This is a genomic window from Methylobacter sp. Wu1 (genome assembly GCF_036553575.1).
Lineage (GTDB): Bacteria > Pseudomonadota > Gammaproteobacteria > Methylococcales > Methylomonadaceae > Methylobacter.
This window is the reverse complement of sequence record NZ_JAZHOC010000047.1, coordinates 23,058-39,020: the sequence shown is the minus strand read 5'-3', so window position 1 is coordinate 39,020 and position 15,963 is coordinate 23,058. Positions and strand designations below refer to the sequence as shown.

The following is a 15,963-nucleotide window of genomic DNA, read 5'->3' as shown; positions in this document are numbered from 1 at the left end:
TGGAAAGAATGTGGAAAGTTTTTCGATGGGCATAAAAAAACCAGTTGCCTATTAAAGCTAACTGGTTAATTCATAATGTTTTGTTGGTGGGTCGTGTGCGATTCGAACGCACGACCATCGCATTAAAAGTGCGGTGCTCTACCGGCTGAGCTAACGACCCTCAACAAAGAATGCCTATTATAAGGATTATTTTAGATCTTGCAACTCTTTTTTTAATTTCTTTAATTATTTTTTCTGATATCGCGTTGGATCTGCTATTCCAGCTTCGGCAAAACCGGCTTTTCTTAGGCGGCAGGCATCGCAAACACCGCATGCGCGGCCTTGCTCATCAGCGGAATAACAGGAAACTGTGCGGTAATAATCAACGCCCAATTCGGCGCCCAGCTTGATGATTTCGGCTTTGCTTAACGAGATCAGCGGCGTATGGATAGCAAAATGCTCGCCTTCTACCGCTGCTTTGGTAGCCAGATTCGCCAGTTGTTGGAACGCTTTGATAAATTCAGGCCGGCAGTCGGGATAGCCGGAATAATCGACGGCATTGACTCCGATAAAAATATCGTGGGCATTTAAGACTTCTGCCCAACCCAATGCGAAAGACAGAAAAATGGTATTTCTGGCCGGCACGTAAGTAACCGGAATGCCTTCCTGTGCCGTATCAGGCACAGCGATATGTTCATCGGTAAGGGCCGATCCGCCGATTGAGCTTAAGCCGATATTGATGACTTTATGCTCCTCGACGCTGTAGTCTGCCGCTATCTGCGCAGCCGCTTTTAACTCGGCATTATGCCGCTGACCATAATCAAAACTTAAGGTATGGCACTTGAAACCCTGTTTTTTGGCAAGAGCAAGTACAGTAATTGAATCTAATCCGCCTGACAGCAGAATAACGGCTTTTTTTGACATTTCTGGTTATTTACCTCGGGCATCATCCCAAAGTATTTTATGGAGTTGTATTTGAAAGCGAACAGGCAGCCTGTCGCGCAGGATTTTTTCTGCCAGTTCGGTTGGATTCTGTTGCCCCATGGTCGGCGAGAACAGGATTTCGCAGCGGTCAGGCAAATCATGCTCGGCTAAGATCGCTTTCGACCATTCATAGTCTTCATCACTGCCGATCACAAACTTGACCTGGTCCCTGGGCGTTAGATAGTCGATGTTTTGATAACGATTCCTGCTTAATTCGCCTGAACTTGGGGTTTTGAGATCCATGACTTTGCTCACGCGCGGGTCTACGCCGGAAACGTCAAGCGCACCGCTTGTTTCCAGCGAGACAACATAACCCTTGTCGAGCAATCTCGTCATTAATTCCAGGCATGAAGGCTGAGCCAGAGGTTCTCCGCCCGTGACGGTCACATAGCGGGCCGCATGCTGATCAACCTGGTCAATGATGGCATCAATCGATGTTTTTGTACCGCCGGTAAACGCATAGGCGGTATCACAATAGACGCATCTTAATGGGCAACCGGTGAGCCGGATAAACACGGTAGGCAACCCTACCGTATTCGACTCACCTTGCAGCGAATGGAAAATTTCAGTTATACGTAATGAACTCACAATCAGGGTTTGGCTTCCTCAAGCTGCAGCAATTTCTTTTTTGCTAAATGAGCTGCAGTTGAGCTAGGGAACTCAACAGTAACTCGGGTTAAATATTCTCGCGCTTTGACCCAGTTTTGCTGATCAAATTCAATATACCCCAACTTCAATAAGGCATCCGGCGCTTTGGCGCTGCTCGGATAATTCTGGATGACGGCATTAAAGGCTGCACGCGCCGAATTAATGTCCTGGTTGACTTTATGAGCCTCGCCCAGCCAGTACTGAGCATTGCTTGCCAGGGCGCCGTTAGGATATTGGCTTAGGAAGGTATTGAACTGCGTGATTGACTCGCTAGTGTGCCCTTTCCTCAAAGCTTCATAGGCCTGTTGGTATTGCTGTTTTTCACCGTCTGATACCTGAGGCGCAGCCGGTTGCTGCACCGCAGGCGCAGGCTGCGGTGCTGGAGCATTTTCCGCCGGAGCCGGAGCTGGCGCCGCAGGCGCTGGTGCGGCAGCAGGATCGGCCGCATTGGTAGCCGGAGCAGCCGCTCCTTCTTGACCAGGTGCAGTTTCGGTAGTTGCTGGAGCACCGCCAGCCGCATTATTCTCGATGCTGCTCAGACGCTCATCAAAGTCGGAATACATAGTATCCTGTTGCTTTTTCAGCTCAGCGATCTGATTGGCCTGCTCTTCCAATTTGCCCGTAAGCTGCTGCACTTCAGACTGCAATTGCTCTACACGCGCCATCAGCTCATATACGGCATTAGGCGGAACTGAGCCCTGATTGGCTGCGCCAGCAGGATAGGTTGAATTATCGATGACAGGCGGCAATGCCCTTGGTTCTGCATAAGCAGTGCTGCAGGCACACAGCAGCATGAGTAAACGCTTTTTCATTTATTTGCCTTGGTAGACCAGTTCAACACGACGGTTTAGCTGCCAGGATGACTCATCATGTCCAAATGCTGCCGGTTTTTCTTCACCGTAGCTGACGATTTCCAGCTGGCTTTCATTGACGCCTTGCACTTTCATCATGCTGGCGACCGCTTTTGCACGCTGCTCGCCCAGCGCGATGTTGTATTCGCGGGAGCCACGCTCATCGCCATGGCCTTCCAGTACGATGTGTTGCCCAGGGTTGGCAAGCAGGTATTGTGAGTGAGCGGCAACAACCGGCACATAGTCCTGCTGTACCTGGCTGCTGTCCAGCATGAAGTAAATGGTTTGTTTTGACAGCGGGTTGTTCGGATCGCTGAACTCCGGTCCCAGGCCGCCTCCGCTGCCAAAACCTGAGCCGCTGCCCATCTCCGAACCGGAGATGCCGGACCCGCCATTTAATCCGCTGGTTGAGGCATCATTGATGCCGGCCGCGCCGCTCTGGCTGCCGTCGGTAAAGCCTGCATCCTGCTCATCGGTTGAACTGCAAGCAGTCAAGAGGGTTGCGCTGATTGCCAATGCCAATATTGCTTTATTCAATTTCATTTTAACTTCCATAAATAAATTATTAATTCTATTTTAAAAATAGGGTATCGCCAACAGCTCTAGTATTCAGCCGGTATTGATATGTCGGGTCAATAGGCTTGATGTAAATCCGCTCATCCTTCGACAAAGCCTTTAGTCCTGAGTGCAGTCGAAGAGGCAGGACAAACGGATTTACTTTATCCGTCAAGTCAGGATTGGCTGAGCACTAGGGTGCCCAAGCCGGTTCACGCACTTCACTACTATCAAAGACCAGTTTTTGCTGCATTTTACCATCGATTGATACGGCCGATAAGTAACCGGTGCCGCCTTTCCGTGACGCATATAAAATCAGATTGCCGTTCGGAGCAAAGCTGGGAGACTCGTCCAGACGCCCTTCAGTCAGGACATTGACTGTACGGGTTGCCATGTCCATGACGGCAATACGATAGTCGCCACGGTTGCCATGCACCATCGCTATATTTTTGCCATCCGGTGAAAAACTGGCCCCCGCGTTGTAATCGCCGGTAAACGTCAGCCTTTTTTCCCCGCCGCCGCTGCTGGGCATGATATACAGTTGCGGCTTGCCGCCTCTATCCGATGTAAAGACGATATGGCTGCCGTCAGGCGACCAGGTCGGCTCGGTATCGATCGCATAGCTTTGAGTCAGTTTTGTCAATGAACGCGAAGACAAGTCCAGCACATAAATATCGGGGTTGCCGTCTTTGGACAAGGTCAGCGCCAACTTCTGCCCGTCAGGCGACCAGGCCGGCGCGCCGTTAATACCGGGGAATTCGGCCACTTTTTGCCGCTCACCGGTGGCCAGCGTCTGTACGTAGATGCCCGCCGTTTTTTTCTCAAACGATACATAGGCCACTTTTCTGCCGTCGGGCGACCAGGCTGGCGACATTAATGGCTCAGGCGATGACGCGATGGTTTGAGGATTGAATCCGTCGGCATCGGCGACTTGCAGCCTGTGTATGCGCTGATTGCCGCCTTGCGACTGGCTGGTGATATAGATGATCCGGCCGCTGAAGACGCCCTTAATGCCGGTCAGCTTTTCATAAATGATATCGCTGATCTGGTGTGCCGTCCGGCGCAACTCAGACGGCGGCGAAGCCATTCGGTAGCCCAATACCTGCGTGCCTTTATAGACATCGAACACTTGGAACTCAATATTATATTGTCCCGCGCCCTCTGCCACCTGTCCGATAACCAGATAATTCTGCCCTAAAGACTGCCATTCGTTGAATCTGACCGCATCTGCCGTTGTCGGCCTGCTCAGCATACTCTGTTCGTCCAGCGTTTTAAAATAACCGCTACGCCCCAGATCTGCATTAACAATCGAGCTGATATTAACGGGCATACCGGATGCCCCTTGAAAACCGAAAGGCACGATAGCAATAGGCATGGCGCTCTCAATACCTTCGGTAATTTCAATATTCATTTCGGCATGGGTGATCGGAGCATGAAACCCGATCAGGCCGACTAACAACATTCTTCTAAAAAAACTCACATTATTTCCTCTGTCATTTAATTCAAAAAACCGGTTGACATATCACCTGACCTGCCAATAAACGTCCTTACCTAAATAACAACGGGTAGAACAACACATTTATCCTCTCGGCTCGAATGTGAACGTAAACGATCTAAACTCTTTGTTAAACAATTCCCTATCCGTAGGTACAGGCAGCGGCTGAGCTTTTAAAACGGCATTGACCGCGGAATTATCAAACATTTCATCGCCACTGGATGCAATAACAACGGGCTCACCAATTACCTGACCGCCGGAAGTCAACCTGACTTGGATAGTGCATCTCATGCCGGCTGCGGCGGTAGGCGAACGAATCCAGCTGTGATTTACTTTTCTCTGAATCGCATCTTTCGCGTCTTTTCCGGCTGCAGCTCTTGCTGCTCTTGCCGCTTCGGCATCGGCTTTAGCCTTTGCTATTGCCGCCTGCTCCGCTGCGGCTTTAGCTGCTGCGATTCTTTCCGCTTCAGCCTTTGCAGCCGCGGCCTTTTCCGCGGCGGCTTTCTCGGCCGCTGCTTTTTCGGCAGCAGCTTTTCGGGCAGCTTCGGCTTTCTCAGCCGCCGCTTTTTCAGCAGCGGCTTTTCGGGCAGCTTCGGCTTTCTCGGCCGCTGCTTTTTCGGCAGCGGCTTTTCGCGCAGCTTCGGCTTTCTCGGCCGCCGCTTTTTCAGCGGCAGCTTTTCGGGCAGCTTCGGCTTTCTCGGCTGCCACTTTTTCAGCAGCGGCTTTTCGGGCAGTTTCGGCTTTCTCGGCAGCAGCCTTTTCAGCGGCCGCTTTTCGAACGGCTTCAGCTTTCTCGGCTGCCGCTTTTTCCGCGGCGGCTTTTCGGGCAGCTTCGGCTTTCTCAGCAGCTTTTTCAGCGGCGGCTTTTCGAGCGGCTTCGGCTTTCTCAGCAGCCTTTTCAGCGACGGCTTTTCGAGCAGCTTCGGCTTTCTCGGCAGCAGCCTTTTCAGCGGCTTCTTTTCGGGCAGCTTCGGCTTTCTCAGCTGCTTTTGCTCTTGCTATTTCAGCCTGCTCTGCTGCGGCTTTGGCAGCCGCGGTTTTTTCCGCTTCAGCCTTCGCGGCTGCGGCCTTTTCCGCGGCCGCTTTTTCGGCAGCAGCCTTTTGAGCTGCTTCGGCAACGGCTTTGGCTCTTGCTGCCTCGGCTTTTTCAGCGGCTTCTTTTCGAGCGGCTTCGGCTTTCTCAGCCGCCGCTTTAGCTCGGGCGGCCTCGGCCTTCTCGGCAGCTGCTTTCTCGACTGCCGCCTTTTCAGCAGCCGCTTTGGCTTTAGCGGCTTCCGCAGCTGCTTTTGCTCTTGCTATTTCAGCCTGCTCTGCTGCAGCTTTAGCAGCCGCGGTTCTTTCCGCTTCAGCCTTTGCGGCTGCGGCCTTTTCCGCGGCAACTTTCTCGGCAGCAGCCTTTTCAGCTGCTTCGGCAACGGCTTTTGCTCTTGCAGCCTCGGCTTTTTCAGCAGCTTCTTTTCGGGCAGTTTCGGCTTTCTCGGCTGCAGCCGCTTTTTCCGCGGCGGCTTTGGCGGCTTCGGCTTGTTGCTGCTCGACTAATTGCTGGCGTTTCAATGCAGCGGCTTTCTGCTCAGCCTGCTTCTCAGCTTTAGGATCGGCTTCCTGAGGCGCATCAATTTCTTCCAGCGAAGCCTGGATAATTTCCGGCGCTGGCTCGCTGCTTTGCTTCGGCTTGGTGTCGAAACTTAACGCAAACAGGCTAAAGAGAACAACATGCAAAGCTAAAGCCAGGAGAAATGGCTTTACAAATCGTTTTTGACTATCCATTTACTTTCTATTTATCTTCAGGTTTAGTCATCAACCCTACATTGCTCAGTAAACCGGTTTTTTTCAGCTCAGCCATTAATTTGACCACCTTGCCATAGCCCAGCGTTTCATCGGCATTGATCAGAACCTGGGTTTGCGGCTTTCCGCTCAGGACGGCTGTCACGCGCGCAGTTATTTCTTCCGGCTGTATGGGCTCATCCTTGCCGTCGCCATTGCTGATAAAGTATTGCTCCTGTTTATCGATAGTCACGACAAGCGGCGGATCATCCTTCTGTTCCACGGTTGCCGATTCAGCCTTGGGCAGATCGACTTTCACGCCGGTCTGTAGCATAGGGGTGGTGATCATGAAGATGATCAGCAATACCAGCGTAACGTCAATGTAGGGAACGACATTGATTTCCGCCATGGGTTTTCTTCGGCCGCGGCCGCGTTTGCTGCTTTCTACCGGACTCATTTGTTGTGCGCCTGCCTTTGCAATAATACGACGAACTCTTCAACGAACAGGTCATAGCGTCCTGTCAACCGGTCCAGACGCGTGGAAAACCGGTTATAGGAAACAACGGCCGGGATCGCGGCGAACAAACCGATGGCCGTTGCGATCAAGGCTTCGGCAATACCAGGCGCCACTTGCGCCAATGTCGCCTGCTGGACATTGCCCAACGAGCGGAATGAATTCATGATGCCCCATACCGTACCGAACAAACCGACATAAGGGCTGGTCGAGCCGACGGTCGCCAGAAACGGCAGATGCTCATCAAGCCGGTCCAGTTCGCGCGACAGCTCGATGCGCATGGCGCGCTGGGCACTTTCCACTTGTACAGCGGGCTCGACATTGCCGGTCTGACGCATGCGGGAGAATTCCTTGTAGCCGGCCAGGAATATTTTTTCTATGCCTTCCGGCTCGAAGTCTTTCGATGTCAGTTTTCTATAGAGATCGGCCAGCGGCACGCCGGACCAGAATTGCTCTTCGAATTCGTCGGTAATTTCCAGAGCCCGAATCAGCACTTTGCGTTTGGAAAAGATAAATGTCCATGATACGACTGAAGCGGTCAGCAATATCAGCATGACAAATTGAACGACGAAACTGGCTTCTGTGATCAAATGAAAAATGGATAAATCAGTACTCATTCTTTAACTGCTCTTGTAATTTCTCAGGAATAGCTTTAGGACGCATGGTTTGCGCATCCAGGCAGGCAACTCGAATTATGCCCTTGCATAAAACCTCATCGCCTCGTGTAATTTGTTGCTCAAAATCAAAACTGGCTTTTTTGACAAGGCTCAAGCCGGCGCTGACCTGCAGTTGCTCGTTGAATCGGGCCGGAATCAGGTAATCGACCTGGATAGAGCGCACGACAAAGATAATGCCCTCCGCCATCAACTGATCCTGTTCATACCCCATCGCCCTCAACATTTCGGTCCTTGCCCGCTCGAAGAACTTCAGGTAGTTGGCGTAATACACCACGCCGCCTGCATCAGTGTCTTCGTAATAAACCCGTACTGGCCAGATAAATTTTTTCATTATTCTTTATTCCCTCATTGATGAGTCCTCTAAAACTGCGCTGATATCAAAAATACGCTTTAAAGCGTAAAAAGGGCGACTAAAAAGCCACCCTTTTATGTCCTTGCGTTCCTGATCAAATAAAAAATTATTATGTAAATATATCTTCCGATACGCCCAGCTGTTGCGGCGGCTGCAGGCCAAAATGCAGATAGGCGTGCTGCGTCACCACGCGCCCGCGCGGTGTGCGCATAATGAACCCCTGCTGCAGCAAATACGGCTCCAGCACGTCTTCAATCGTGCCGCGCTCCTCACTGATGGCCGCCGCCAGCGTGTCGAGTCCTACCGGCCCGCCGGCGAAATTTTCAATCATGGTCAGCAGCAGCTTGCGGTCCTGCGCATCGAAACCGTTGTTATCGACTTTCAGCATGGTCAGCGCCTGGTTGGCGATTTCCTGCGTCACGATGCCGTTGCCTTTGACCTCGGCAAAATCGCGCACGCGGCGCAACAGGCGGTTGGCGATACGGGGCGTGCCGCGCGAGCGGCGCGCAATCTCAAAGGCGCCGGTCTGCTCCATGTTGACGCCCAGCATTCTTGCCGAACGCGCGACGATGCTGGCCAGTTCATCGACCGTATAAAACTCCAGTCTTTGCACGATGCCGAAACGGTCGCGCAGCGGCGAAGTCAAGAGGCCTGCGCGGGTCGTCGCGCCCACCAGCGTGAACGGCGGCAGATCCAGTTTGATGGAGCGCGCGGCCGGCCCTTCGCCGATCATGATGTCGATCTGATAATCCTCCATCGCCGGATACAGGATCTCTTCAACCGCCGGGCTCAAGCGATGGATTTCATCGATGAACAGCACATCATGCGCTTCAAGATTGGTCAGCAACGCGGCAAGATCGCCGGCCTTGTCGAGCACAGGCCCTGATGTCTGGCGGATATTGACGCCCATCTCGGCCGCGATGATATTGGCCAGCGTGGTCTTGCCCAAACCCGGCGGCCCAAAAATCAGGACGTGATCCAGCGCTTCCTGACGCGCGGTAGCCGCCTGAATGAAAATCTCCATCTGCGCGCACAACTCTTTCTGGCCGACATAGTCAGCCAAGCGTTTGGGCCTAATGGCCCGATCCTGCCGCTCTTCATCGGAAAGCCTGTGGGCGGTCACTATGCGATCTTTTTCTATCATTTTAAGGCGCCTTGCAATGCCGACCGGATAATATCTTCACAACTTTTATCTTCCGTGCTGATGCCTTGCACCATTTTCGCGGCGTCCTGCGGCTTGTAGCCTAATGCGCATAAAGCGCTGATAGCTTCCTGCCTGGGATTGCCCGTCTGAGCCATTGAAACATCGACCCGCACCGGCGCCGTATCCCCTAAATTCGGCAGCCTGTCGCGCATTTCAATTATCAGCCGTTCGGCGGTTTTCTTGCCTACGCCCGGCAAACGGACCAGTGCCTGTATGTCGCCGTTCAGGATGCTTTGATGAAACTCTTCTGCGCTCTGGCCCGATAAAATCGTCAAAGCCAGCTTGGGGCCGACGCCGTTGACCTTGATCAGATTCCTGAACATCAGGCGATCGGCTTCGGCTGAGAACCCGAACAGAATATGGGCATCTTCACGAACGACGAGATGCGTATGCAGCTGGACTTCCTCGCCGATGGCCGGCAAGTTGTAAAAAGTCGTCATCGGCGCTTCGACTTCATAGCCGACGCCATGCACATCGAGCAACAGCATAGGCGGCGCTTTATGCACCAGCTTGCCGCGTAAAAAACCTATCATTTCAACGCTCTCTGCTGCAAACGCAGCGCAGTCTGCCGGTAGTGGGCGTGACAAAGCGAAATCCCCAGCGCATCGCTGGCATCGATCTGCAGCTCGCCTTGCAGATTCAGCAGAATTTTCACCATGTGCTGAACCTGGAGCTTTTCGGCGCTGCCCTTGCCCACCAGCGCCTGCTTGACCTGGCGGGCGGCGTATTCGAACACCGGCAGGCCCGTTACCTGAACCGCGCAAATGGCCGCGCCGCGGGCTTGCCCGAGCTTAAGCGCGGAATCGGCATTTTTATGCATGAACACCTGTTCTATAGCCATTTGCTCAGGTTGATATAAGTCGACAATTTCCAGAATACCGTCAAAGATTTGTTTGAGCCGGTCAGGGAAATAGTCGGCATTAATGCGGATACTGCCGCTGGCTATATAGCTATAACCACGCGGCGAATGCTCGATAATGCCGTAGCCGGTAATTCTTGAACCAGGATCTATCCCCAAAATACGCGTCACAATGAATGGTGTCTGCCAGTGATAATTTCAAGGCTGAAAAGCCAATATGCCTTATGCCTTTTCAGACAACTGTTCCATGATATCGTTGCTGATATCGGCGTTGGAGTAGACGTTTTGCACGTCGTCCAGGTCTTCCAGCCGCTCTATCAGACGCATCATTTTCTCTGCGGTTTCGGCGTCGAGCTCGGTGTTGGTCGACGCCTGCATCGTGATCTCGGCATTTTCAGGCTGAAAACCTGCTGCAATCAGGGCATCTTTGACTTCCAGATAATTTTCCGGCGCGGTCATGACATCCTTCGAGCCGTCGTCGTTGCTCACGACGTCGTCTGCGCCGGCTTCCAGGGCCGCTTCCATCAGCGCGTCTTCATCGACTGAATCGGCATAAGAGATAATGCCAACCTTGGTAAACATATAACCCACGGAGCCGTCGGTACCCAGATTGCCGCCCGCTTTGCTGAAGGCATGGCGTACTTCGGCAACGGTGCGGTTGCGGTTATCGGTCAGGCAGTCAACCATGACGGCCGTACCGCCTGGACCATAGCCCTCATAACGCACTTCCTCGTAGTGAACGCCTTCCTGCGTACCGGTGGCTTTTTTAATGGCATTTTCAATGGTATCGCGCTTCATATTGGCGCCCAGACCTTTGTCTATTGCTGTCCGCAAAGACGGGTTGGTCGCAGGGTCGCCGCCGCCGGATCTTGCCGCTACTGAAATTTCTCTGAGGATTTTAGTGAAAAGCTTGCCGCGCAAGGCGTCCTGTCCGGCTTTGCGGTGTTTGATATTAGCCCATTTACTATGTCCAGCCATTGTCTCTCTCTAGTAACAGTTTAAAATTTATCAATTTTAACATCCTGCACGGCGCTAATCGATACACTTTATAAAATATACGGCAGAACGTCGGTCAATGAAGGCCCGGAAACAAAAACATCGGCTTGCTCATGCACAATAGCCCGGTCCGTCACGCCGCCGAAACCGATCACATAAGCGCCCGCCCGCTTGGCTTCTATGTCGGTCTTGCCGTCGCCAATCATAACGACAGAGGCTTGCGGCCTGCTTAACTCCCGGCAACAATCCGCCTTGCCGCCTGTCCTGGCTAAAGGCGAAGCCTGGTCGTAGCCGCGATAGCAGCCTTCTTCGTCAAAATAAACATTGACGGCATGCACATGGCTTTCGGCCAGATCCAGATACCGGGCCAAAGGCAACAGCGCCTGCCGGATGCCGCCGCTGATGATATGCAGTTCTTTGCCTTGCGCCGCCAGCGTCTCGAACACCTGCTCGACCCCCTGGACGATTTCCTCAATGTACAAATCCGCCAGCCAGTCGATGCTGGACTGATCCGGCTTTACCAGCGCCAAACGTTGCCCATAAACCGCTTCCAGCGGCACCTCGCCGTTCATGGCCGCCTCGGTCAGCCTAGACATTTCTTCGCCCAGTCCAACGCGTCGGGCCAGTTCGTCTATGCCTTCCACCCAGCTTAAGGTGCTGTCACAATCAAAACAAACGATATTGAAACTCATACTCTGAACTCACAAATTAATCTGTGTCGCTTTATGCACGGCTGCAATGCCACACAGTTGCTGCAATAAGTCATCCGTCAACGGTTTGGAGACGCTGATGACTGCCATGGCCTGATTCTGGTCATCGGCCGTACTAACTTCCATTCTGGAGATATTGATATCAGCATTGCCCAGTACGGCGCTGATAGCCGATATCACGCCCGGCTTGTCATCATGGCGCGTAATCAATACTGTACCTATAGGCACGACTTCAATATCGAACTGATCAATGGAAATGAGGCGCGGATGGCGGCCGCCCAGCAAGACGCCGGCCAGCGTAATGCTTTGATCCGCGTAATGCCCAGCCACCTTGATCAGCGACAGGTAGTCCTGCGTTTCCTGCGTTTTTGACTCAATCAAGGAGATTCCCTGGCGACGGGCGATATTTTCGGCATTGACGCGATTGACAGGCGCCGAAACCTGTCCGCTCAGCACGCCAATCAGTGCTGACACAGAAACCGGGCGCGCCTCGACCTCGGCTGCTTTGCCGAACAGCGCCACCTCGATTTTTTCCAGCGGCTTGGGCGCCAGATTAACCAGCACCTTGCCTAAAATGTTGGCCAGCGTCATAAACTCGCTTGCCCGTTTTAACTCCTCGGCCGACAGTCTGGGCAGATTCAGGGCGTTGACCGCCTCGCCGGTTTTCAGGAAAGTCACGGCCTGCCGGGCGATCTCCACGCTGACTGCAACCTGCGCTTCCGTCGTGGAGGCCCCCAGATGCGGCGTAAACACGATGTTATCCAGTTCCAGCAGGGGCGAATTGACAGGCGGCTCATGTTCATAGACATCGAGCGCCGCGCCGGCGATCTGGCCGTTCTTCAAGGCATCATACAGCGCACCTTCATCGATCAGACCGCCTCGGGCGCAGTTGATCAGCATGGCTTCCTTCTTCATCATGGTCAGCTGACTGCTGCCTATCAGGCCGCGCGTCTTCTCGATCAGCGGGCAATGCAGGGTGACATAGTCGGATTGTCTCAGCAAATCGTCGAGTTCCACGGATTCGACGCCCAGTTCCTCGAAAATCTCCGGCGTTACGAAAGGGTCATGCGCAATCACATGCATTTTCAGGCCCAGCCCGCGCTGGGCGACGATACGGCCAATCGTGCCGAAACCGATGATGCCCAGCGTCTTGTGCGCGACTTCGGAACCCATCAGTCTGGAGCGCTCCCATTTACCGGCACGGATGGAACGGTCGGCGGTTGGCAGGCGCCGGCTCAGCGACATCATGTGCGCGACAGCCAATTCGGCCGTAGTCGTGGCATTGGCATCGGGCGTATTCATGACGATAACGCCCTGCTCGGTGGCCGCGGCCAGGTCGACATTATCGACGCCTATGCCGGCTCGGCCTATCAGCTTCAGGCGTTTGGCGGCCTGTAGGACTTTTTTAGTGACTTTTGTATCGCTGCGTATCAGTAGCGCATCGTAGTCGCCGATAATCTTGCAGAGGCCGTCCTCATTCAATCCTGTCTCGATATGCAACTGTATATCGGATTGATCATGCAAATAATTAATTCCCGCTTCTGCCAACTTGTCTGAAATAAGAATTTTTTTCATAAGACAATCTCCGGAAGACTACGCGCTAAATTGATCTATTGAATAACAGCTTTGTTATAATCCCGATATTACCAATAGTTGACATTTTAGGATAATGAAAATTAAAGACTGGTTCTTAGGGTTATTATTGCTGGCGTTAATTTCGGCAGGAATCTGGATAGGCTTTGGCAAAACCGTGACGCCGGCACCCGATGCGACTTTCACGACCATTACCGGCAAAAAAATCGCTTTAAATGCGCTGCGCGGCAAGCCCGTGCTGGTCACTTTCTGGGCCACCGACTGCCCCGGCTGCATGGAAGAAATCCCGCATCTGGTCGATTTATACAAAAATTTTCATGCGCAGGGACTGGAAATCATCGCCGTTGCCATGTACTACGACCCGCCCAATCACGTCGTCACCATGACCAAAGACAAATCGCTGCCTTATGACGTTGCACTGGATTTGCAGGCCGAGCATGCCCAGGCTTTCGGCGATGTCCGCCTGACGCCGACCACCTTCCTGATCACGCCTGACGGCTCGATTGCGCTGCAGAAAATCGGCGCGTTCGATCCTGACGACATGAAAACCCGCATTGAAGCTTTGCTGAAAGGATAAGCCATGCTCTGGTTAAAAGCATTTCACTTGATTTTCATGGTCACCTGGTTCGCCGGCCTGTTTTACCTGCCGCGTCTGTATGTCTATCACGCCATGAGCGATGACGAAATCAGCAACGAGCGCTTCAAGGTCATGGAACGCAAGCTGTATTACGGCATCACGACGCCGGGCATGGTCCTGACCTTCGTCTTCGGCATCTGGATGCTGATCGACTATGCCTGGGCCCTATACGGGTCGGCCGGCTGGCTGCACGCCAAGCTGGCGCTGCTGGCCTTGATGGTGGTCTATCATGTTTTCTGCGGGCTCTGGCTGCTCGACTTTAAATACGATCGCAACCGGCGCAGTCATGTCTTTTATCGCTGGATGAATGAAGTGCCGGTGCTGTTTCTGCTCGGCATCGTGATTCTGGCCGTCGTTAAGCCGTTCTGATGATGAACCGTCCTGTCGTACTCTGTTTTTCCGGCCACGATCCCAGCGGCGGCGCTGGCGTGCAGGCCGATATCGAAACCCTGGTCAGCCAGCAGTGCCATGCCGCCAGCGTCATTACGGCACTGACCGAACAGGATACGCACAATGTCAAGAAACTGATTCCGCAACGGCCGGACGATATCATCAGCCAGGCTGCCACATTATTGGCCGACCTGCCGGTCAAAGCCATTAAAATCGGCCTGATCGGACACCCTGACACGGCCGCGGCCATTCAGACGATTTTGACCGGTCACCCGCAGATTCCGGTCATACTGGACCCGGTGCTGGCGGCGGGCGGCGGCGCCGAACTGGCGAGCGAAAAGCTCATTGTGGCCATCGCGGACCTGCTGCTGCCCTGCACGACCGTGCTGACGCCCAACAGCGAAGAAGCGCGCCGGCTGACCGGCCTGATCGATCTGCATGACTGCGGCCTGGCGCTGCTGGACAAAGGCTGCGATTATGTATTGATCACTGGCACGCATGAAACTTCGCCCGCAGTCTGCAATCAACTGTTCCATGACGGCCGCCTGCTCGAAACCTTTACCTGGGACCGGCTGCCGGCCAGCTACCACGGCTCCGGCTGCACGCTGGCATCGGCCGTGGCCGGTCTGATCGCGCAAGGCCTCGACCCGTTCCAGGCTGCTACGGAAGCCCAGGATTATACCTGGCATGCCCTGGAAGCCGCCTATCAGCCCGGCCACGGCCAACACAACCCCAACCGCTTTTTCTGGATCGACGACTGATGAAATTTCCGCAGACCGGTCTCTACGCCATCACGCAGACCGACCACAAAGCCATCGATACGATTATCGGCGAAGTCGCAGCGGCCATCCGCGGCGGCGCAGCCGTCGTGCAGTATCGCGACAAGAACCCTATCGACGCTGTCTTGCTGACCCGTGAGCTGGTCAAGCTCTGCCGTCACCACGACGTGCCGCTGATTATCAACGACGATGTCGAACTGGCTGTCCAAACGGGCGCCGACGGCGTTCATCTCGGCAAGGAAGACGGCCATATCGCCGAGGCCAGAAAGCGGCTGGGGCCGGACGCCATTATTGGCGTGTCCTGTTATAACTCAGTCGAACGCGCTGTCGAAGCCGAAAAAGGAGGTGCAACCTATGTGGCTTTTGGACGATTTTTCCCGTCTTCGTCGAAGCCGCTGGCTGCGCCTGCGCAGATCGAAACACTCAGTCAGGCTAAATCCATGCTGCGCATCCCTATCGTGGCTATAGGCGGCATCCTGCCCGGTAACGGCGCGCCCTTACTGGAAGCCGGCGCCGACCTGCTGGCCGTCATCGGCGGCGTTTTCGATCATCAGCCTGAACAATCGGCCCGCGCGTATCTGCCTTTGTTCGAAGGTGAACCCGTACTGCCATGAAACCTGGCCTCATTGCCCTTATTCTGCTGCTGCCCTGCGCCGGCATGGCCGACACCCCGAAACAGCGGCTGGACGAAGGCAGGCAAATTGCATTTGACCGCACCAAGGGCAACTGCCTGGCTTGTCATGTCATTGCGGACGGCGAATCGCCGGGCAATATCGGCCCTGTGCTGGCGGCTATTCCAGGCCGATTTAAGGACAAGCAGCAACTGCGCGAGCAGATCTGGGATGCGACGCGCTTCAATCCTGAAACCAGCATGCCGCCGTTCGGCAAGAACCACATCCTCGACGCGGAAGAAATCGACAAGGTCGTCGATTATCTCTGGAGTCTGGAGTAACTTATCAGCAATAAAGACTGGAGT

At 53.8% G+C, this 15,963-nt stretch carries 20 protein-coding genes and 1 tRNA gene; 5 read left to right on the top strand and 16 right to left on the bottom strand.

From position 1 onward, the window contains the following. Positions 1 to 84: 84 nt before the first annotated feature. From V2P20_RS07585 to serA, 16 genes are all read right to left on the bottom strand, one after another. A tRNA-Lys gene (locus V2P20_RS07585) sits at positions 85 to 160 on the bottom strand. 65 nt (positions 161 to 225) lie between these two features. Continuing rightward, positions 226 to 903: a 7-cyano-7-deazaguanine synthase QueC gene (gene queC, locus V2P20_RS07580; protein ID WP_331817624.1), complete on the bottom strand. Its 678-nt coding sequence runs from the start codon at positions 901 to 903 to the stop codon at positions 226 to 228. Positions 904 to 909: 6 nt separating this feature from the next. Then, positions 910 to 1,554: a 7-carboxy-7-deazaguanine synthase QueE gene (queE, locus tag V2P20_RS07575; RefSeq protein ID WP_331817657.1), complete on the bottom strand. Its 645-nt coding sequence runs from the start codon at positions 1,552 to 1,554 to the stop codon at positions 910 to 912. Then, complete coding sequence (gene ybgF / locus V2P20_RS07570) at positions 1,554 to 2,423, bottom strand: tol-pal system protein YbgF (RefSeq protein WP_331817623.1); 870 nt, start codon at positions 2,421 to 2,423, stop codon at positions 1,554 to 1,556. The genes queE and ybgF overlap by 1 nt, the downstream gene beginning before the upstream one ends. Beyond that, the gene (pal, locus tag V2P20_RS07565; RefSeq protein ID WP_194971174.1) at positions 2,424 to 3,005 is read right to left on the bottom strand and encodes a peptidoglycan-associated lipoprotein Pal; all 582 of its coding nucleotides are present in this window, start codon (positions 3,003 to 3,005) and stop codon (positions 2,424 to 2,426) included. It abuts the gene before it with no gap. A 205-nt stretch (positions 3,006 to 3,210) separates the two neighbouring features. After that, positions 3,211 to 4,479, bottom strand: coding sequence for a Tol-Pal system beta propeller repeat protein TolB (gene tolB, locus V2P20_RS07560; RefSeq protein ID WP_194971203.1), 1,269 nt, complete (start codon positions 4,477 to 4,479; stop codon positions 3,211 to 3,213). Positions 4,480 to 4,596: 117 nt separating this feature from the next. Continuing rightward, positions 4,597 to 6,279: a cell envelope integrity protein TolA gene (gene tolA, locus V2P20_RS07555; RefSeq protein WP_331817622.1), complete on the bottom strand. Its 1,683-nt coding sequence runs from the start codon at positions 6,277 to 6,279 to the stop codon at positions 4,597 to 4,599. Between the two features lie 7 nt (positions 6,280 to 6,286). Next, positions 6,287 to 6,733: a protein TolR gene (gene tolR, locus V2P20_RS07550; protein WP_194971176.1), complete on the bottom strand. Its 447-nt coding sequence runs from the start codon at positions 6,731 to 6,733 to the stop codon at positions 6,287 to 6,289. Then, a complete protein-coding gene (tolQ, locus tag V2P20_RS07545; RefSeq protein WP_331817621.1) occupies positions 6,730 to 7,407 on the bottom strand; it encodes a protein TolQ in 678 nt (225 codons plus the stop codon). The genes tolR and tolQ overlap by 4 nt, the downstream gene beginning before the upstream one ends. Further along, positions 7,397 to 7,798, bottom strand: coding sequence for a tol-pal system-associated acyl-CoA thioesterase (ybgC, locus tag V2P20_RS07540; protein WP_331817620.1), 402 nt, complete (start codon positions 7,796 to 7,798; stop codon positions 7,397 to 7,399). The genes tolQ and ybgC overlap by 11 nt, the downstream gene beginning before the upstream one ends. A 130-nt stretch (positions 7,799 to 7,928) precedes the next feature. Further along, positions 7,929 to 8,960, bottom strand: coding sequence for a Holliday junction branch migration DNA helicase RuvB (ruvB, locus tag V2P20_RS07535; protein ID WP_331817656.1), 1,032 nt, complete (start codon positions 8,958 to 8,960; stop codon positions 7,929 to 7,931). Further along, positions 8,960 to 9,556 (bottom strand): Holliday junction branch migration protein RuvA, encoded by a 597-nt coding sequence (gene ruvA, locus V2P20_RS07530; RefSeq protein ID WP_331817619.1) that lies wholly within the window; start codon positions 9,554 to 9,556, stop codon positions 8,960 to 8,962. Before ruvA ends, ruvB begins: the two co-directional genes overlap by 1 nt. Further along, positions 9,553 to 10,053: a crossover junction endodeoxyribonuclease RuvC gene (gene ruvC, locus V2P20_RS07525; RefSeq protein ID WP_331817618.1), complete on the bottom strand. Its 501-nt coding sequence runs from the start codon at positions 10,051 to 10,053 to the stop codon at positions 9,553 to 9,555. Before ruvC ends, ruvA begins: the two co-directional genes overlap by 4 nt. Positions 10,054 to 10,104: 51 nt before the next feature. After that, a complete protein-coding gene (locus V2P20_RS07520; RefSeq protein ID WP_331817617.1) occupies positions 10,105 to 10,860 on the bottom strand; it encodes a YebC/PmpR family DNA-binding transcriptional regulator in 756 nt (251 codons plus the stop codon). Between the two features lie 68 nt (positions 10,861 to 10,928). After that, the gene (locus V2P20_RS07515) at positions 10,929 to 11,570 is read right to left on the bottom strand and encodes an HAD-IB family phosphatase (RefSeq protein WP_331817616.1); all 642 of its coding nucleotides are present in this window, start codon (positions 11,568 to 11,570) and stop codon (positions 10,929 to 10,931) included. A gap of 9 nt (positions 11,571 to 11,579) precedes the next feature. Further along, on the bottom strand, positions 11,580 to 13,163 hold the full coding sequence (serA, locus tag V2P20_RS07510) for a phosphoglycerate dehydrogenase (RefSeq protein ID WP_331817615.1): 1,584 nt from the start codon (positions 13,161 to 13,163) through the stop codon (positions 11,580 to 11,582). Between the two features lie 94 nt (positions 13,164 to 13,257). Between serA and V2P20_RS07505 the strand changes: the two genes are divergently transcribed. The 5 genes from V2P20_RS07505 to soxX are packed head-to-tail and all read left to right on the top strand — an operon-like array spanning position 13,258 to position 15,939. Continuing rightward, entirely contained in the window at positions 13,258 to 13,758 is a 501-nt protein-coding gene (locus tag V2P20_RS07505; RefSeq protein WP_331817614.1) for a TlpA disulfide reductase family protein, read from the top strand. Between the two features lie 3 nt (positions 13,759 to 13,761). Continuing rightward, positions 13,762 to 14,187, top strand: a complete 426-nt coding sequence (hemJ, locus tag V2P20_RS07500; protein ID WP_331817613.1) for a protoporphyrinogen oxidase HemJ — start codon at positions 13,762 to 13,764, stop codon at positions 14,185 to 14,187. Continuing rightward, positions 14,184 to 14,969, top strand: coding sequence for a hydroxymethylpyrimidine/phosphomethylpyrimidine kinase (locus V2P20_RS07495; RefSeq protein ID WP_331817655.1), 786 nt, complete (start codon positions 14,184 to 14,186; stop codon positions 14,967 to 14,969). Before hemJ ends, V2P20_RS07495 begins: the two co-directional genes overlap by 4 nt. Continuing rightward, on the top strand, positions 14,969 to 15,601 hold the full coding sequence (gene thiE, locus V2P20_RS07490) for a thiamine phosphate synthase (protein ID WP_331817612.1): 633 nt from the start codon (positions 14,969 to 14,971) through the stop codon (positions 15,599 to 15,601). Before V2P20_RS07495 ends, thiE begins: the two co-directional genes overlap by 1 nt. Continuing rightward, positions 15,598 to 15,939 (top strand): sulfur oxidation c-type cytochrome SoxX, encoded by a 342-nt coding sequence (gene soxX / locus V2P20_RS07485; RefSeq protein WP_331817611.1) that lies wholly within the window; start codon positions 15,598 to 15,600, stop codon positions 15,937 to 15,939. The genes thiE and soxX overlap by 4 nt, the downstream gene beginning before the upstream one ends. Positions 15,940 to 15,963: the final 24 nt, after the last annotated feature.